General features: G+C 70.2%; 15 protein-coding genes. 7 read left to right on the top strand and 8 right to left on the bottom strand.

Annotated elements, in window-relative coordinates:
• Together CCR87_RS02595 and CCR87_RS02590 are read right to left on the bottom strand one after the other, a co-directional pair.
• The coding region (locus CCR87_RS02595; protein ID WP_201155869.1) for an acetoin utilization protein AcuC at positions 1-896 on the bottom strand (896 nt) is incomplete at its 3' end.
• 16 nt (positions 897-912) lie between these two features.
• Complete coding sequence (locus CCR87_RS02590) at positions 913-1,482, bottom strand: glutathione peroxidase (RefSeq protein ID WP_201155867.1); 570 nt, start codon at positions 1,480-1,482, stop codon at positions 913-915.
• Positions 1,483-1,613: 131 nt separating this feature from the next.
• On the opposite strand from CCR87_RS02590, the gene CCR87_RS02585 reads away from it, so the two are divergent.
• From CCR87_RS02585 to CCR87_RS02575, 3 genes are all read left to right on the top strand, one after another.
• Positions 1,614-2,048, top strand: a complete 435-nt coding sequence (locus CCR87_RS02585) for a DUF1178 family protein (protein WP_201155865.1) — start codon at positions 1,614-1,616, stop codon at positions 2,046-2,048.
• A 3-nt stretch (positions 2,049-2,051) separates the two neighbouring features.
• Positions 2,052-2,714, top strand: coding sequence for an SDR family NAD(P)-dependent oxidoreductase (locus tag CCR87_RS02580; protein WP_201155864.1), 663 nt, complete (start codon positions 2,052-2,054; stop codon positions 2,712-2,714).
• Between the two features lie 294 nt (positions 2,715-3,008).
• Positions 3,009-3,647, top strand: a complete 639-nt coding sequence (locus CCR87_RS02575) for a PAS domain-containing protein (RefSeq protein WP_201155862.1) — start codon at positions 3,009-3,011, stop codon at positions 3,645-3,647.
• A 72-nt stretch (positions 3,648-3,719) separates the two neighbouring features.
• Here the strand turns inward: CCR87_RS02575 and CCR87_RS02570 are convergent, their stop codons facing one another.
• Entirely contained in the window at positions 3,720-3,884 is a 165-nt protein-coding gene (locus CCR87_RS02570; RefSeq protein ID WP_201155860.1) for a hypothetical protein, read from the bottom strand.
• Positions 3,885-4,004: 120 nt separating this feature from the next.
• On the bottom strand, positions 4,005-5,309 hold the full coding sequence (gene purB / locus CCR87_RS02565; protein WP_201155858.1) for an adenylosuccinate lyase: 1,305 nt from the start codon (positions 5,307-5,309) through the stop codon (positions 4,005-4,007).
• A 150-nt stretch (positions 5,310-5,459) separates the two neighbouring features.
• Between purB and CCR87_RS02560 the strand changes: the two genes are divergently transcribed.
• On the top strand, positions 5,460-7,142 hold the full coding sequence (locus CCR87_RS02560; protein ID WP_201155856.1) for a cation:proton antiporter: 1,683 nt from the start codon (positions 5,460-5,462) through the stop codon (positions 7,140-7,142).
• Between the two features lie 12 nt (positions 7,143-7,154).
• On the opposite strand, the gene CCR87_RS02555 is transcribed toward CCR87_RS02560, so the two are convergent.
• Together CCR87_RS02555 and uraH are read right to left on the bottom strand one after the other, a co-directional pair.
• Positions 7,155-8,378, bottom strand: coding sequence for a urate hydroxylase PuuD (locus CCR87_RS02555; protein ID WP_201155854.1), 1,224 nt, complete (start codon positions 8,376-8,378; stop codon positions 7,155-7,157).
• Between the two features lie 68 nt (positions 8,379-8,446).
• Positions 8,447-8,806 (bottom strand): hydroxyisourate hydrolase, encoded by a 360-nt coding sequence (uraH, locus tag CCR87_RS02550; protein WP_201155853.1) that lies wholly within the window; start codon positions 8,804-8,806, stop codon positions 8,447-8,449.
• Positions 8,807-8,889: 83 nt separating this feature from the next.
• Here uraH and puuE point away from each other — a divergent pair, with 83 nt between their 5' ends.
• Genes puuE through CCR87_RS02535 form a run of 3 tightly spaced genes read left to right on the top strand, consistent with a single transcriptional unit; the run spans position 8,890 to position 11,637 of the window.
• Entirely contained in the window at positions 8,890-10,317 is a 1,428-nt protein-coding gene (gene puuE, locus CCR87_RS02545) for an allantoinase PuuE (RefSeq protein WP_201155851.1), read from the top strand.
• Positions 10,314-11,156 (top strand): bifunctional allantoicase/(S)-ureidoglycine aminohydrolase, encoded by an 843-nt coding sequence (locus CCR87_RS02540; protein ID WP_201155850.1) that lies wholly within the window; start codon positions 10,314-10,316, stop codon positions 11,154-11,156. Before puuE ends, CCR87_RS02540 begins: the two co-directional genes overlap by 4 nt.
• A complete protein-coding gene (locus CCR87_RS02535) occupies positions 11,149-11,637 on the top strand; it encodes an ureidoglycolate lyase (protein ID WP_201155848.1) in 489 nt (162 codons plus the stop codon). Before CCR87_RS02540 ends, CCR87_RS02535 begins: the two co-directional genes overlap by 8 nt.
• 59 nt (positions 11,638-11,696) lie before the next feature.
• Here CCR87_RS02535 and CCR87_RS02530 read toward each other — a convergent pair whose 3' ends face one another.
• Together CCR87_RS02530 and CCR87_RS02525 are read right to left on the bottom strand one after the other, a co-directional pair.
• Positions 11,697-12,437 (bottom strand): Bax inhibitor-1/YccA family protein, encoded by a 741-nt coding sequence (locus CCR87_RS02530; protein WP_201155846.1) that lies wholly within the window; start codon positions 12,435-12,437, stop codon positions 11,697-11,699.
• A gap of 131 nt (positions 12,438-12,568) precedes the next feature.
• Positions 12,569-13,082, bottom strand: a 514-nt coding sequence (locus CCR87_RS02525) for a zinc-binding dehydrogenase (RefSeq protein ID WP_201155844.1), incomplete at its 5' end; no start/stop codon positions are given.

Here is a 13,082-nt window from a genome sequence, read left to right as displayed (position 1 = left end):
GTCCACAGCCGCGCCACCGACCACGGGTTGTAGCCCCCGCCCCCCAGCACGATCAGCCGCGGCGCCAACGGCCGCAGCCCCGCCACGACCGCCCGGTGGGCGTTGTTCGACAGCGCCAGCCGCGACAGCGGGTCCTCGGTCACCGCATCGGCGCCGCATTGCAGCACGATGGCGTCCGGGCGCCACTCGGCCGTGCGCGGCAGGATCAGCCCGTCCAGCACCGCGCGCATCTCGGTGTCGTTGAAGCCGCGCGGCACCGGCAGGTTGAAGGCAGTCCCCCCCGCGGTCTCCTCCAGCGCGCCGGTGAAGGGCCAGCGGCGCTCCTCGTGCACCGAGATCAGCCGCACGGCGTCAGAGCCGGCAAAGCCATGCTCCACCCCGTCGCAATGGTGCGCGTCGATGTCGACATAGACCAGCCGCCGCAGCCCCTGCCGCAGCAGCGCCAACAGGCACAGCACCGGGTCGTTGACATAGCAGAACCCGCCCGCGCGGTCGGGAAACGCATGGTGCGTGCCGCCCCCCGGCGCATGCACGACGCCCCCCTGCGCCACCAGTTCCGCCGCCAGCATCACCCCCCCGGCCGAGGTCGCGGGGCGGCGGAACACCTCGTCAAACACGGGGTTGGCGGTGGTGCCCAGCGCGTGCCGGGTGCGGGTCGCGTCATCGACGGCACCCTCGGCCTCGGCGCGTTGCAGGGCGGCGACATAGGCGGGGGTGTGCCAGACCTCCAGCGCGCGGGGCTTGGCGCGCGGGCTGGTCAGGTATTCGCCCTGGCCGAACCACCCCAGCGTGCGACCAAGGTCCATCACGGTGGACACCCGCGGGATGCGCAGCGGATGCCACGGCCCGTAACTGGAGCCGCGATAGACCTCCGAGCCGATGAAACGGGCGGGCATCATGGCCGCGCGCCGCTCAGGCCCCCGCCAGCGCCCCCTCGACGGCCTGCACGATGGCGCGGCCGGTGGGGGTGGCCATCGACCCCCAGGTGCCACGCACCGAGCCATCCGCCCCGATCAGCACCTTGTTGAAGTTCCAGCGCGGCGCGAACCCATGCGCCCGCGCCAGCCACGCATACAGCGGATGCGCCTGCGCCCCGCGCACCGGGGTGATGCCCGCCATGGGAAAGGTCAGGCCGAAATTCACCTCGCAGAATTCTGCAACGGCGGCATCGTCGGCCAGCTCCTGATTGAAGTCGTTGGACGGGACCGCCAGCACCACAAGGCCGCGGTCGGCAAAGCGTTCGTACAGGGCCTGCATCTCGTCATACTGGCGGGTGAACCCGCAGCGCGAGGCGGTGTTGACCACCAGAACCGGCCGACCGCGCCAGTCGTCCAGCGCCAGCGTCTCGCCGGTGATGCCGCGCAGGGTCAGCCCCTGCGGCAGACGATCGCCGCTGGCGGCCTGCGCACGCGCACCACCCAGCGTGGCCCCCAGGGCCACCGTTCCGGCAAGGGCTGCAAGGGCAAAGACACGGCGGTGCATGATCGGCTCCTTTCGCGCGACGGAGGCGACAGGTTAAGCCGCCGCCCCCCGGTTTCAAGACCGCGCCCCGGCACCGCTTGATTTCCGCCCCGCGCACCGTAGGTTGCGCCGATGACACAAGGGTCCGCGCCATGATCAGATACGCCCTGCGCTGCGCCGGCGGCCATGAGTTCGAAAGCTGGTTCCGATCGGCACGGGATTACGACACCCTGCATGCGGCCGGGCATGTGCGCTGTCCCGACTGTGGCGCGGCCGACGTGGACAAGGCGCTGATGGCCCCCCGGGTGGCAACGCGCCCCTCCGCCGCGCCCGCGCCCGCGCCCGCGCCCGTCCCCACCGCATCGCCCGACCGTGCCGCCGCCATCGCCGAGCTGCGCCGCAAGGTCGAGGCGGAATCGGACTATGTCGGCCTGCGCTTTGCCACCGAGGCCCGGCGCATGCATGCCGGCGAGACGCCCGAGCGCGCCATCTACGGCGAGGCCCGCGTCGACGAGGCACGCGCGCTGATTGACGACGGCGTGCCGGTGCTGCCGCTGCCGTTCGTACCCACCCGCAAGGCGAACTGAGCCGTGGCGACGCTTGTCACCGGTGCGACGCGCGGGATCGGGCTGGGCCTCGTGGCTGCGCTGGCGCAGGAGGGCGCGCAGGTGATCGGCACCCACCGCGGCACGCCGCCCGCGGTCGCGGGGGTGGCGTGGCAGCCGCTCGACCTTGCAGACCCCGACGGCCCGGGGCGGCTGGCGCAACGGCTGGACGGGGTGGCACTGGATCTGCTGGTGTGCAACGCGGGCGTCTATCCCGACAAGGGCCAGACGCTGGAGGCAGGCCACGACGCCGCGATGTGGGCCGAGGCATTCGCGGTCAACGTCACCGGCGTGTTCCTGACAATCCAGGCGCTGCTGCCCAACCTGCGGGCCGCACAGGCCCCGCGCGTGGCGATCATCGCCTCGCAGATGGGCTCGTCCGAGCGGGCGCGGGGGGGCGCCTTCGTGTATCGCGCCAGCAAGGCGGCGGCGATCAACCTGGGGCGCAACCTGGCTGTGGATCTGGCACCGCAGGGGATCGCCGTGGGGATCTATCACCCCGGCTGGGTGCGCACCGACATGGGCGGGGCGGGCGCCGACATCGACACCGCCACCGCCGTCAGCGGCCTGCGCCGCCGATTCGCGGCGCTGTCGCTGGCCACCACCGGCTGCTTCCTGTCCCACGACGGGACCGAATTGCCGTTCTGAGGCAGCGGTCGGCGACCGGAAATCGCCTCAGGGTAAAGTGCGCGCAGGATTGATCCACCTTTACTAGAGTATTAACCTGTTGCATCGATTTGGATCGATTTGGGTTTCGAAATCCTTATCTTCCAACGCATCCAGGCTGCCCAACCCGCGTTGTCTTGTCATGCGCGGGGGGTCGGCGCAGCCCGCACCGGGACGGGGCAGCACAGCGGGGGTGGTGGAGCAATGGAACACACGGGGATGCGGCATGGCGACAGGGTACGGCAACCGGGACGCTGGTCGGGTGTCATCGATCTCATGCTCCGGCGGGGGGCCGTGGTGGACGACCCGGGGCTGAGCAACCTGCGCGCCTATTGGGAGGCGTTGCGCGGCGACGACCCGGTGCCGCGCCGTGCGCAGGTGGACCCCCGCGGGATCGAACGGGCACTGGGCATCGCCTTTCTGGCCGAACGGGTGGCCCCCGAGGTGGCGCGGTTTCGCGTCGCGGGGATGCGCGTCAACGCGCTGATGGGGATGGAGGTGCGCGGCATGCCGGTGTCGGCGCTGTTCCAGCCCGACGCGCGCGCCACGCTGGGCCGGGCCATCCGCCGGGTGTTCGACGGCCCCGCCATCGCCGAGATGACCCTGCGCGGCGCGCCGGGCCTGACCCAGCCGCGGCTGGAGGGGCGGATGCTGCTGCTGCCGCTGCGCTCGGACGACGGGTCGGTGTCGCGGGTGCTGGGCGGGCTTTCGCTGTCGGGCACCATCGGCAGCGCACCGCGGCGGCTGGACGTGACGGGCATGCAGCTTCTGCCCATCGGCAATGCGGCGGGCTGGGATGGCACCGACACCAGCTCCGACGGCGGCACCCCGCTGGGCATGGCCGAGGCTCCTGCCCCCTTTGCCCCAGAAAACCGCGGCCGCCCGCATCTGCGCGTCGTGCGCAACGACGACTGACGCGCCCGCCCACGCCCCATGAAAAACGCCGCCCGAGGGCGGCGTTCCGTTTCGCGCGCCGCGCGGGCGCCGTCAGCTGCTGACAGGCGTGACGCAGCCCTGGCTTTCGGCGTCCCACACCTGCCCCGCGCCGCATTGCGAGGCCGACTGCTGCGTCTTTTCCCAGCTGCACATGGCGGCGGCCATACCCGGAGCAAGGGCAAGCACGGCGGCGGCCAGAGTCACTTTGATCTTCATGGTCCGTCTCCCTAGGGTTGCACGTCCCCAGAAGATAGTGCGCCGGCGGCCAAGGCAAGAATATTCTGCCCCGTGCCGCCACCGCGCATCATTCCGCCCCGAAACCGGGCAGCCCGGACATCACGCGCCGAACACCCGCGCAAAGATCGTGTCCACATGGCGGGTGTGGTGGCCCAGATCGAACAGCGCCGCCAGACCGTCCGCGCCCAGCGCGCCGGTCACGCGGGCGTCGGCGGCAAGCTCGGTCTGGAAGTCGCGCCCCTCCTCCCAGGTCTTCATCGCGGCGCGCTGGACGGTGGCATAGGCGTCCTCGCGGCTGAGGCCCGCCTGCGTCAGCGCCAGCAGCACGCGCTGCGAATGCACCAGCCCGCCCAGCCGGTCCAGATTCGCCCGCATCCGCTCCGGGTACACCACCAGCTTGTCGATCACGCCGGTCAGCCGCGCGAGCGCGAAATCCAGCGTCACCGTCGCATCCGGCCCGATCATCCGCTCGACCGAGGAATGCGAGATGTCGCGCTCATGCCACAGCGCCACGTTCTCCATCGCGGGCAGCGCCATCGAGCGCACCATCCGCGCCAGCCCCGTCAGGTTCTCGGTCAGGACGGGGTTGCGCTTGTGCGGCATCGCGCTGGAGCCCTTCTGGCCGGGGCTGAAATATTCCTCGGCCTCCAGAACCTCGGTGCGCTGCAGATGCCGAACCTCGGTCGCCAGCCGCTCGATCGACGAGGCGATCACCGCCAGCGTGGCAAAGAACATCGCGTGACGGTCGCGCGGGATCACCTGGGTCGACACCGGCTCGGGGCTGAGGCCGAGGGCTGCGCAGACATGCGCCTCCACCGCCGGGTCGATGTTGGCGAAGGTGCCGACCGCGCCGGAGATCGCGCCGGTGGCGATCTCGGCCCGCGCGGCCACCAGCCGGGCGCGGGCGCGGTCGAATTCGGCATGGGCCTGCGCCATCTTCAGCCCGAAGGTGACCGGCTCGGCGTGGATGCCGTGGCTGCGGCCGACGCAGACGGTGTCCTTGTGCTCCAGCGCGCGCCGCTTCAACGCCGCCAGCAGCGCGTCGATGTCCGCCAGCAGCAGGTCGGCCGCCCGTGTCAGCTGGATGTTGAACGCGGTGTCGAGCACGTCCGACGAGGTCATCCCCTGATGGACAAAACGCGCCTCGTCCACGCCCACGATCTCCCCCAGATGGGTGAGGAAGGCGATGACGTCGTGCTTGGTGACGGCCTCGATCTCGTCGATGCGGGCGGTGTCGAACTGGGCGTCGCGGGCCTTCCACACGGCCTCGGCGTTGGCGCGGGGGATCACGCCCAGATCGGCCATCGCGTCGCAGGCGTGGGCCTCGATCTCGAACCAGATGCGAAAGCGGGTCTCGGGCGACCAGATCGCCACCATTTCGGGACGGGAATAGCGCGGGATCATGGGGCGGGCCTTTCGCTTTGGGATGCGCGGGTGATAGCCCCCGCGGACGTCGGCCTCAAGCACTGCCGGGCCATTGCACCGGCGATGGGGGATTTCCCTTGGGCGCTGCGGGCGTGTATCCCCTGCCCGACCCGACACAGGAGCCCGCCCATGGAAATCGCCTTCGAGACGATCTTCTACGAGATCGCCGTCCTGGTCCTGCTGGCGGCGGCGGTGGGGTTTGTGGGCCTGCTGCTGCGCCAGCCGCTGGTGGTGGCGTTCATCGCGGTGGGCGTGCTCGCGGGTCCCGATGCGCTGGGGCTGGTGAGTTCCACCGACTTCATCAACACGCTCAGCCAGATCTCCATCGCGGTGCTGCTGTTCCTGGTGGGGCTGAAGCTGGACGTCAGCCTGGTGCGCAACCTCGGCAAGGTCGCGGTCGCGACGGGGCTGGGACAGGTGGGCTTCACGGCCGCGTTCGGGTTCCTGATCTGTGTGGCGCTGGGGATCGACCCGCTGGTGGCGGTCTACATCGCGGTGGCGCTGACGTTTTCGTCGACCATCATCATCGTCAAGCTGCTGTCGGACAAGCAGGAGATCGGCGCCCTGCACGGCAAGATCGCGCTGGGGTTCCTGATCGTGCAGGACATCTTCGTGGTGCTGGCGATGGTGACGCTGTCGGCCATCGGCGTGGGCGTCGGCGAGGACACCGGCGGGCTGTGGGACATCGCGCAGGTGTTCCTGGGCGGCGCGGGGATGGTGGTCGCGGTGATGCTGTTCATCCGCTATGCCGCCGATCCGCTGCTGAACCTGATCTCCCGCTCGCCGGAGCTGATGGTGATCTTTGCGGTGGGCTGGGCGGCGGGGCTTGCGGCGGCCGGCGACGTGCTGGGCTTCGGCAAGGAGCTGGGCGGGCTGCTGGCCGGCGTCTCGCTCGCCTCCACCCAGTTCCGCGAGGCGATCGGGTCGCGGCTGGCGAGCCTGCGCGACTTTCTGCTGCTGTTCTTCTTCATCGGTCTGGGCGCGGGGCTGGACCTGTCGACGCTGGGACAACAGGTCGGTCCGGCGGTCATCCTGTCGCTGTTCGTGCTGATCGGCAACCCGCTGATCGTGATGGCGATCATGGGCTACATGGGCTACCGCAAGCGCACCGGGTTCCTGGCCGGCCTGACGGTGGCGCAGATCTCGGAATTCTCGCTGATCTTCATGGCGATGGGGATCACCATCGGCCATGTCAGCGACGCCGACATGGGGCTGGTGACGCTGGTGGGCCTCGTGACCATCGCGCTGTCGGTCTACATGATCACCTGGTCGCACAAGCTCTATGACCTGCTGGAACCCTGGCTCGGCATCTTCGAGCGCCGCCACGCCTTCCGCGAGGAAGCCGAGGACGACGCCTCCGCCTCGGTCATTCCGCACGACTTCGTCATCATCGGGCTGGGCCGTTACGGCTGCCGCATCGGTGCGGGGCTGGGCGCGCGCGGCTATCGCGTGCTGGGGGTGGACTTCGACCCCGACGCGCTGAAGCACTGGCGCGAGCTGGGCTTCGAGGGGCGCTTCGGCGACGCCACCGACCCCGAGTTCATCGCCCATCTGCCACTGGGCGCGGTGCGCGCCGTGATCTCGGCCGTGCCCCGCGAAAAGGGCGCGCTGACCGAATCCGACCCGCAGATGGCGCTGCTGCACGGGCTGAAATCGGCCAATTATCGCGGTCGTGTCGCGCTGACGGTGAACTACCTCCACGATGGCGAGGCGCTGCTCAAGCATGGCGCGGACGTGATCCTGACGCCCTTCAACGACGCCGCCACCTATGCGGTGGAGCTTCTGGACGGCGCCCCGGAGGCGCGGGGCTGATCGCCGGGCGCCTCAGCCCTCGGTGGCAGCGCGGTACCAGGCGCGGATGGCCGCGCGTTCCTCGTCCGAGATGAAGGCGAGGTTGCCCGGCGGCATCGCTCGGCTGCGCCCCGCCTGAAGATAGATGGCGCGGGCGTGATGGGCGACGTCCGCGGGGCTTTCGAGGCGCACGTTCCCCGGCGCCCACGCAAGGCCCGGCCACAACGGATCGGCCGCATGGCACATCGAACACCGGCCCAGGACGATACCGTGCACCTCCTCGAAACCGGCGGCGACGGCGAACCGGTCGCCCGGGGGGGCCGCGGCAAACGGGTCCGGCGCGGGCCGCCCCGGCAGCGCCGACAGCCACACGATCACCGCGAAAATCAGCGCCGTCGCCCCCCAGGTCCACCACGGCCGCCCGCGCCCCGCGTGCATGGTGTTGAAGAAATGCCGGATCGTCACCCCCATCAGGAACACCAGCGCCCCGATGATCCAGGCATGCGGCGTGGCGAACGCCAGCGGATAGTGATTCGACAGCATCAGGAACAGCACCGGCAACGTCAGGTAGTTGTTGTGCAACGACCGCTGCTTGGCCACGCGGCCGAATTCGGCCGCCGGCACCCGCCCGGCGCGCAGGTCGGCCACCACGACCTTCTGGTTGGGAATGATCACCAGGAACACGTTGGCCGACATGATCGTGGCCGTGAACGCCCCCAGATGCAGCAACGCCGCGCGCCCCGAAAACACCTGCGCATAGCCCCAGGACATCGCCACCAGCACCCCGAACAGCACCACCATCAGCCCCGTGGTGCTGTGGCCCAGCCGCGACCGGCACAGCGCATCATAGACCAGCCACCCCACCGCCAGCGAGGCCAGCGACAGCCCCACCGCCCCCCACACCGGCAGCGCCGCCACATCGAGGTCGATCAGGAACATCTCCGCGCCGACGTAATACACCAGGATCAACAGCGCGAAGCCCGACAGCCAGGTCGCATAGGCCTCCCACTTGAACCACGTCAGGTGGTCGGGCAGGCGCTCGGGCGCCACCGCGTATTTCTGGATGTGGTAGAAGCCGCCGCCGTGGACCTGCCACTCCTCGCCCGTGGCCCCGGGGGGCAGGTCGGCGGGCCGCCGCAACCCCAGATCCAGCGCGATGAAATAAAACGACGACCCGATCCACGCGATGGCCGTGATGACATGCAGCCAGCGCACCGCGAATTCCAGCCACGCACCCAGGATCGTCCAGTCCAGCATGCCCGCCTCCGTCATACCTCCGCCAGCTATCGCCGGGCGCGGGCCGGGCTGCAAGCGGCGCGCAGGCCTCAGCTGCCGCGATAGGTGCTGTAGCCATGCGCCGCCAGCAGAAGCGGCACATGGATGTGGGCCTGTGCGTCCGCGATGCCAAAGCGCACCGGGATCAGGTCCAGAAAGGCGGGCTCGGCCGGGACCTGGCCCGTGGCGCGCAGATAGGCGCCGGCCTCGAAGGTCAGCTCGTACTGGCCGGGCTGCATCGCGCCGGGCGCCAGCAGCGGCGCGTCGGTGCGGCCGTCGGCGTTGGTCACGACGCAGGCCAGCGGCACGCGCGTGTCGCCCTCGATGCGCGTCAGCGTCAGCCGCAGCCCCGCCGCAGGCAGCCCGCGCGCGGTGTCGAGGACATGGGTGGTCAGGCGTCCCGTGGTCATGGCTGGCTCCGGCGTTGAGGTGTTTTTGGTCTTTTCGCAAACTGCGTGATGGGTCAACACTTCGCCTGAAACAGAGGTGCCCCATGCCCGATACGCCCCCCCGATACCCCCGCGACCTGCGCGGATACGGCCCCCGCCCCCCCGAGGCCCGTTGGCCGGGCGCGGCCCGCATCGCGATCTCGCTGGTCCTCAACTTCGAGGAAGGCGGCGAGAACTGCCTGCTGCACGGCGACGCCGCCTCCGAGGCGTTCCTGTCCGAGATCGTCGGCGCGCAGGCCTGGGAGGGGGCGCGCCACTGGAACATGGAGCAGATGTACGACTATGGCGCGCGCGCCGGCTTCTGGCGGGTGCACCGGATGCTGACCGCGCGCGGGGTGCCCGCCACGGTCTTTGGCGTGGCCACCGCCCTCGCCCGCGCGCCCGAGGCCGTCGCAGGCATGCAGGCCGCCGGATGGGAGATCGCCAGCCACGGGCTGAAATGGATCGAACACCGCGACATGCCCGAGGCCGAGGAACGCGCGGCGATCCACGCGGCCATCGCGTTGCACACCCATGTCACCGGGGCCCGCCCGCGCGGCTGGTACACGGGGCGCTGCTCGATGAACACCGTGCGACTGGTGGCCGAGGAGGGCGGTTTCGACTGGATATCAGACGCCTATGACGATGACCTGCCGCACTGGATGACGCTGGGCGGGCAACCGCAGCTGATCGTGCCCTATACGCTCGATGCCAACGACATGCGCTTTGCCACCGCGCAGGGGTTCAACACCGCCGATCACTTCTTCACCTATCTCAAGGACAGCTTCGACTGCCTCTATGCCGAGGGGCTGGAGGGGCATGCGCGGATGATGAGCGTGGGGCTGCACTGCCGCCTGATCGGTCGGCCGGGGCGGGCCCTGGGGCTGGCGCGATTCCTCGATTATGCGCTGGGCCATGACGGGGTGTGGTTCGCCACGCGGGGCCAGATCGCCGCGCACTGGCGCACGGAGCATCCGCCCGCGGGGCAGTTGCGTCCGTCGCGGATGGACCAGGCCACCTTTGTCGCCCGCTTCGGCACGATCTATGAACATTCGCCCTGGGTCGCCGAACGGGCCTGGGCGCTGGAGCTGGGTCCGGCCCATGACAGCGCGACGGGGGTGCACAGCGCGCTCGCCCGCGCGTTCCGCGCCGCCCCCCGCGACGAGCGGCTGGGGGTGCTGCGCGCGCATCCCGACCTGGCGGGCAAGCTGGCCGCCGCCCGCCGCCTCGGCCCGGCGTCCACGGCCGAACAGGCGGGCGCGGGCCTCGATGCGCTGACCGATGACGAGCGGGCAGAGTTCGAGGCCCTCAACACCGCCTATGTCGCGCGCCACGGCTTTCCGTTCATCATCGCGGTGCGGGACCATGACAAGCCGGGCATCCTCGCGGCCTTTCGCCGTCGGCTGGAGGCCGACACCGACACCGAATTCGCCGAGGCCTGCGCCCAGGTCGACCGCATCGCCGAACACCGCCTGAAGGACCTGCTGCCATGACCGACTACGCCACGCCCCCGGGGGGGCTGCCGCCGCAATCCGCCCTGCACACCGGCCGCGCCGTGTTCACCGAAGCCTATGCCGTGATCCCGGCGGGCGTGATGCGCGACATCGTCACCTCGGCCCTGCCGGGGTGGGAGGGGACGCGCGCCTGGGTGCTGGCCCGCCCCCTGACCGGCTTTGCCGAGACATTCGCCCATATGGTGCTGGAGGTCGCGCCGCATGGCGGATCGGATGCGCCCGAACCCGACCCCGGCGCCGAGGGCGTGATCTTCGTCACCCATGGCGAGGCGTGGCTGCGCCTGAACGACGGCGAACAGGCGCTGGGGCCGGGCAGCTATGCCTATCTGCCGCCCGGCTGCGGCTGGCGGCTGCGCAACGGCGCCGACCACCCGGTGCGCTTCCACTGGATCCGCAAGATCTGGGAGCCCGCGCCCGGCCTGACACCGCCGGCCGCCTTCGTGACCAACGAACAGGACATCCCCCCCCAGCCGATGCCCGACACCAACGGCGCATGGGCCACCACCCGCTTTGTCGACCCCGCCGATCTGGCCCACGACATGCACGTCACCATCGTCACGCTGCAACCCGGCGGCCTCATCCCGTTCGAGGAAACCCATGTGATGGAGCACGGGCTGTATGTGCTGGAGGGCAAGGCCGCCTATCGCCTCAACCGCGACTGGGTGGAGGTGGGGCCGGGCGATTTCATGTGGCTGCGCGCGTTCTGCCCGCAGTCCTGCTATGCGGGTGGACCGGGGCCGTTCCGGTATCTTCTCTACAAGGACATGAACCGGCTGCCGCGCCTGCGGGGGCCGGGCGGGTTCGCCCCCCATGGCTGAGCGGGTCCTCCGGCCCGCGCCGCTGACGGCCGCCGCCTTTGCCCCCTTCGGCGATGTGCTGGAGGCCACGGGCGCCCCCGACATGGTCATCAACGCCGGCCGCTGCGGGCGCTTCCACGACCGCGCGCGGCTCGATTTCGGCGACGGGCGGGCGGGGCTGTCGCTGTTTCGCGCCGACGCCTGCCCCCTGCCCCATGTCTTCGACCTGGTGGAGCGGCACCCGCTGGGCAGCCAGGCGTTCCTGCCGCTCTCGGACGATCCGTTCCTGGTGATCGTGGCCGAGGACGCCGACGGCCAGCCCGGGCGCCCGCGCGCCTTCCTGTCGGCGCCGGGCCAGGGCGTGAACCTGCTGCGCGGCACATGGCACGGCGTGCTGACCCCGCTGGTGGATGCGACGTTCGCGGTGCTCGACCGGGTGGGCGACGGCGTGAACCTGCAGGAACACCGCTATGGCACCCCCTGGAGCGTGGCGCCGCCCTGATCGGCCATGAAAAAAGCCGGCCCGAAGGCCGGCTTTCGCATGTCGGGGGTATTCCCCTGTCACTCCCGCTGGCCCAGGAACTGGAGCAGGAACATGAACATGTTGATGAAGTCGAGGTAGAGCCGCAGCGACCCCATGACCGCCGACTTGGCCAGCCACTCCTGATCGCCGCTGGCGGCATGCTCGATGTACTCGTTCTTGATCGCCTGCGTGTCATAGGCGGTCAGGCCGGCAAAGATCAGCACCCCCAGCGCCGAGATCGCGAACATGATCGCGGGCGACTGCAGGAAGATGTTGATGATCATCGCCACGATCAGGCCGATCACGCCCATCATCAGGAAGGTGCCGAGGCCCGACAGGTCCTTCTTGGTGGTGTAGCCATAGAGGCTGAGCCCCGCGAAGGCGATCGCCGTGACGAAGAACGTCTGCGCGATGGAGATGCCGGTGAAGGCCACGAAGATCCAGCTGATGGACAGACCCATCACCGCGGCGAAGGCATAGAACACCGTCTGCGCCGTGGCCGCCGACATGCGGTTGATCATGCCCGCGAACGCGAACACCATGATCAGCGGTGCGAACATCACGATCCAGCCCAGGATGTTGGGCGACAGCGTCTGCGGATCGCGCAGCAGCCCCAGCAGCGCGGGCGTCGTGCCCACGGCCCAGGCCACGCCGCCGGTAAGGACCATCCCCACCGACATCATGCCGTAGACCTTGTTCATGTGTGCGCGAAGACCCGCGTCGATCTCCGCGGTGCGCACGCCAGCGGCCTGGCGGCGCATCGTCTGATATTCGGCCATAGTCACCTCCGTTGAACCCAGATGAAGCGGGTGCCGGCCGGGCCCCTGCTTTGTCCTTGCAATATTGTCTCGCCCGCACTCGTTTTCAAGCGGTTCCGGCGCCACAGGGGCCGCCGGACGCGCCACGGTGGTCAGGTCGTGATCACCACCTTGCCCGTGGACCGGCGGCTGCGCAACAGCTCCAGCGCTTCGGCGCTGCGCTCCAGTGGCAGCACATGGCTGACATGGGGGCGGATGCGGCCGTCGGCGTGCCACGCGATCAGTTCCGACAGGCTGCGCGTCAGCCGCGCGGGGGCGAAGGCCAGATACCCGCCCCAGTAGAACCCGGTCACCGACAGGTTCTTGACCAGCAGAAGGTTGGCCGGGACCTGCGGCACCTCGCCGCTGGCAAAGCCGATGCTCAGGATCCTGCCGCCGGGGCGGGTGGCGCGCAGCGCGGCCATGAAGTCCGCGCCCCCCACCGGATCATAGACGACGTCGGCCCCGCCCAGCGCCTTGACCCGCTCGCGCAGATCGCCGGTGGTGCTGTCGATCAGATCCGCCGCCCCGGCGGCGCGGGCGACCTCCAGCTTCTCGGCGCCACGGGCCACGGCGATGACCCGCGCGCCCAGCTGCGCGCCGATCTCCACCGCCGACAGGCCCACC

The organism is Rhodobaculum claviforme, assembly GCF_016653255.1.
Taxonomy (GTDB): domain Bacteria; phylum Pseudomonadota; class Alphaproteobacteria; order Rhodobacterales; family Rhodobacteraceae; genus Rhodobaculum; species Rhodobaculum claviforme.
The sequence above is the reverse complement of the archived record's forward strand: the minus strand, read 5'-3'. Positions and strand labels throughout refer to the sequence as shown.

What these genes read in the sequence shown, in the direction of transcription:
- puuE (WP_201155851.1), top strand. Translation starts at nt 8,890, where the DNA reads ATGCCCGATACGCCCCCCCGATACCCCCGCGACCTGCGCGGATACGGC.
- CCR87_RS02530 (WP_201155846.1), bottom strand. Translation starts at nt 12,437, where the DNA reads ATGGCCGAATATCAGACGATGCGCCGCCAGGCCGCTGGCGTGCGCACC.
- CCR87_RS02570 (WP_201155860.1), bottom strand. Translation starts at nt 3,884, where the DNA reads ATGAAGATCAAAGTGACTCTGGCCGCCGCCGTGCTTGCCCTTGCTCCG.
- CCR87_RS02555 (WP_201155854.1), bottom strand. Translation starts at nt 8,378, where the DNA reads ATGCTGGACTGGACGATCCTGGGTGCGTGGCTGGAATTCGCGGTGCGC.
- CCR87_RS02575 (WP_201155862.1), top strand. Translation starts at nt 3,009, where the DNA reads ATGCTCCGGCGGGGGGCCGTGGTGGACGACCCGGGGCTGAGCAACCTG.
- CCR87_RS02540 (WP_201155850.1), top strand. Translation starts at nt 10,314, where the DNA reads ATGACCGACTACGCCACGCCCCCGGGGGGGCTGCCGCCGCAATCCGCC.
- CCR87_RS02585 (WP_201155865.1), top strand. Translation starts at nt 1,614, where the DNA reads ATGATCAGATACGCCCTGCGCTGCGCCGGCGGCCATGAGTTCGAAAGC.
- CCR87_RS02560 (WP_201155856.1), top strand. Translation starts at nt 5,460, where the DNA reads ATGGAAATCGCCTTCGAGACGATCTTCTACGAGATCGCCGTCCTGGTC.
- CCR87_RS02590 (WP_201155867.1), bottom strand. Translation starts at nt 1,482, where the DNA reads ATGCACCGCCGTGTCTTTGCCCTTGCAGCCCTTGCCGGAACGGTGGCC.
- uraH (WP_201155853.1), bottom strand. Translation starts at nt 8,806, where the DNA reads ATGACCACGGGACGCCTGACCACCCATGTCCTCGACACCGCGCGCGGG.
- purB (WP_201155858.1), bottom strand. Translation starts at nt 5,309, where the DNA reads ATGATCCCGCGCTATTCCCGTCCCGAAATGGTGGCGATCTGGTCGCCC.
- CCR87_RS02535 (WP_201155848.1), top strand. Translation starts at nt 11,149, where the DNA reads ATGGCTGAGCGGGTCCTCCGGCCCGCGCCGCTGACGGCCGCCGCCTTT.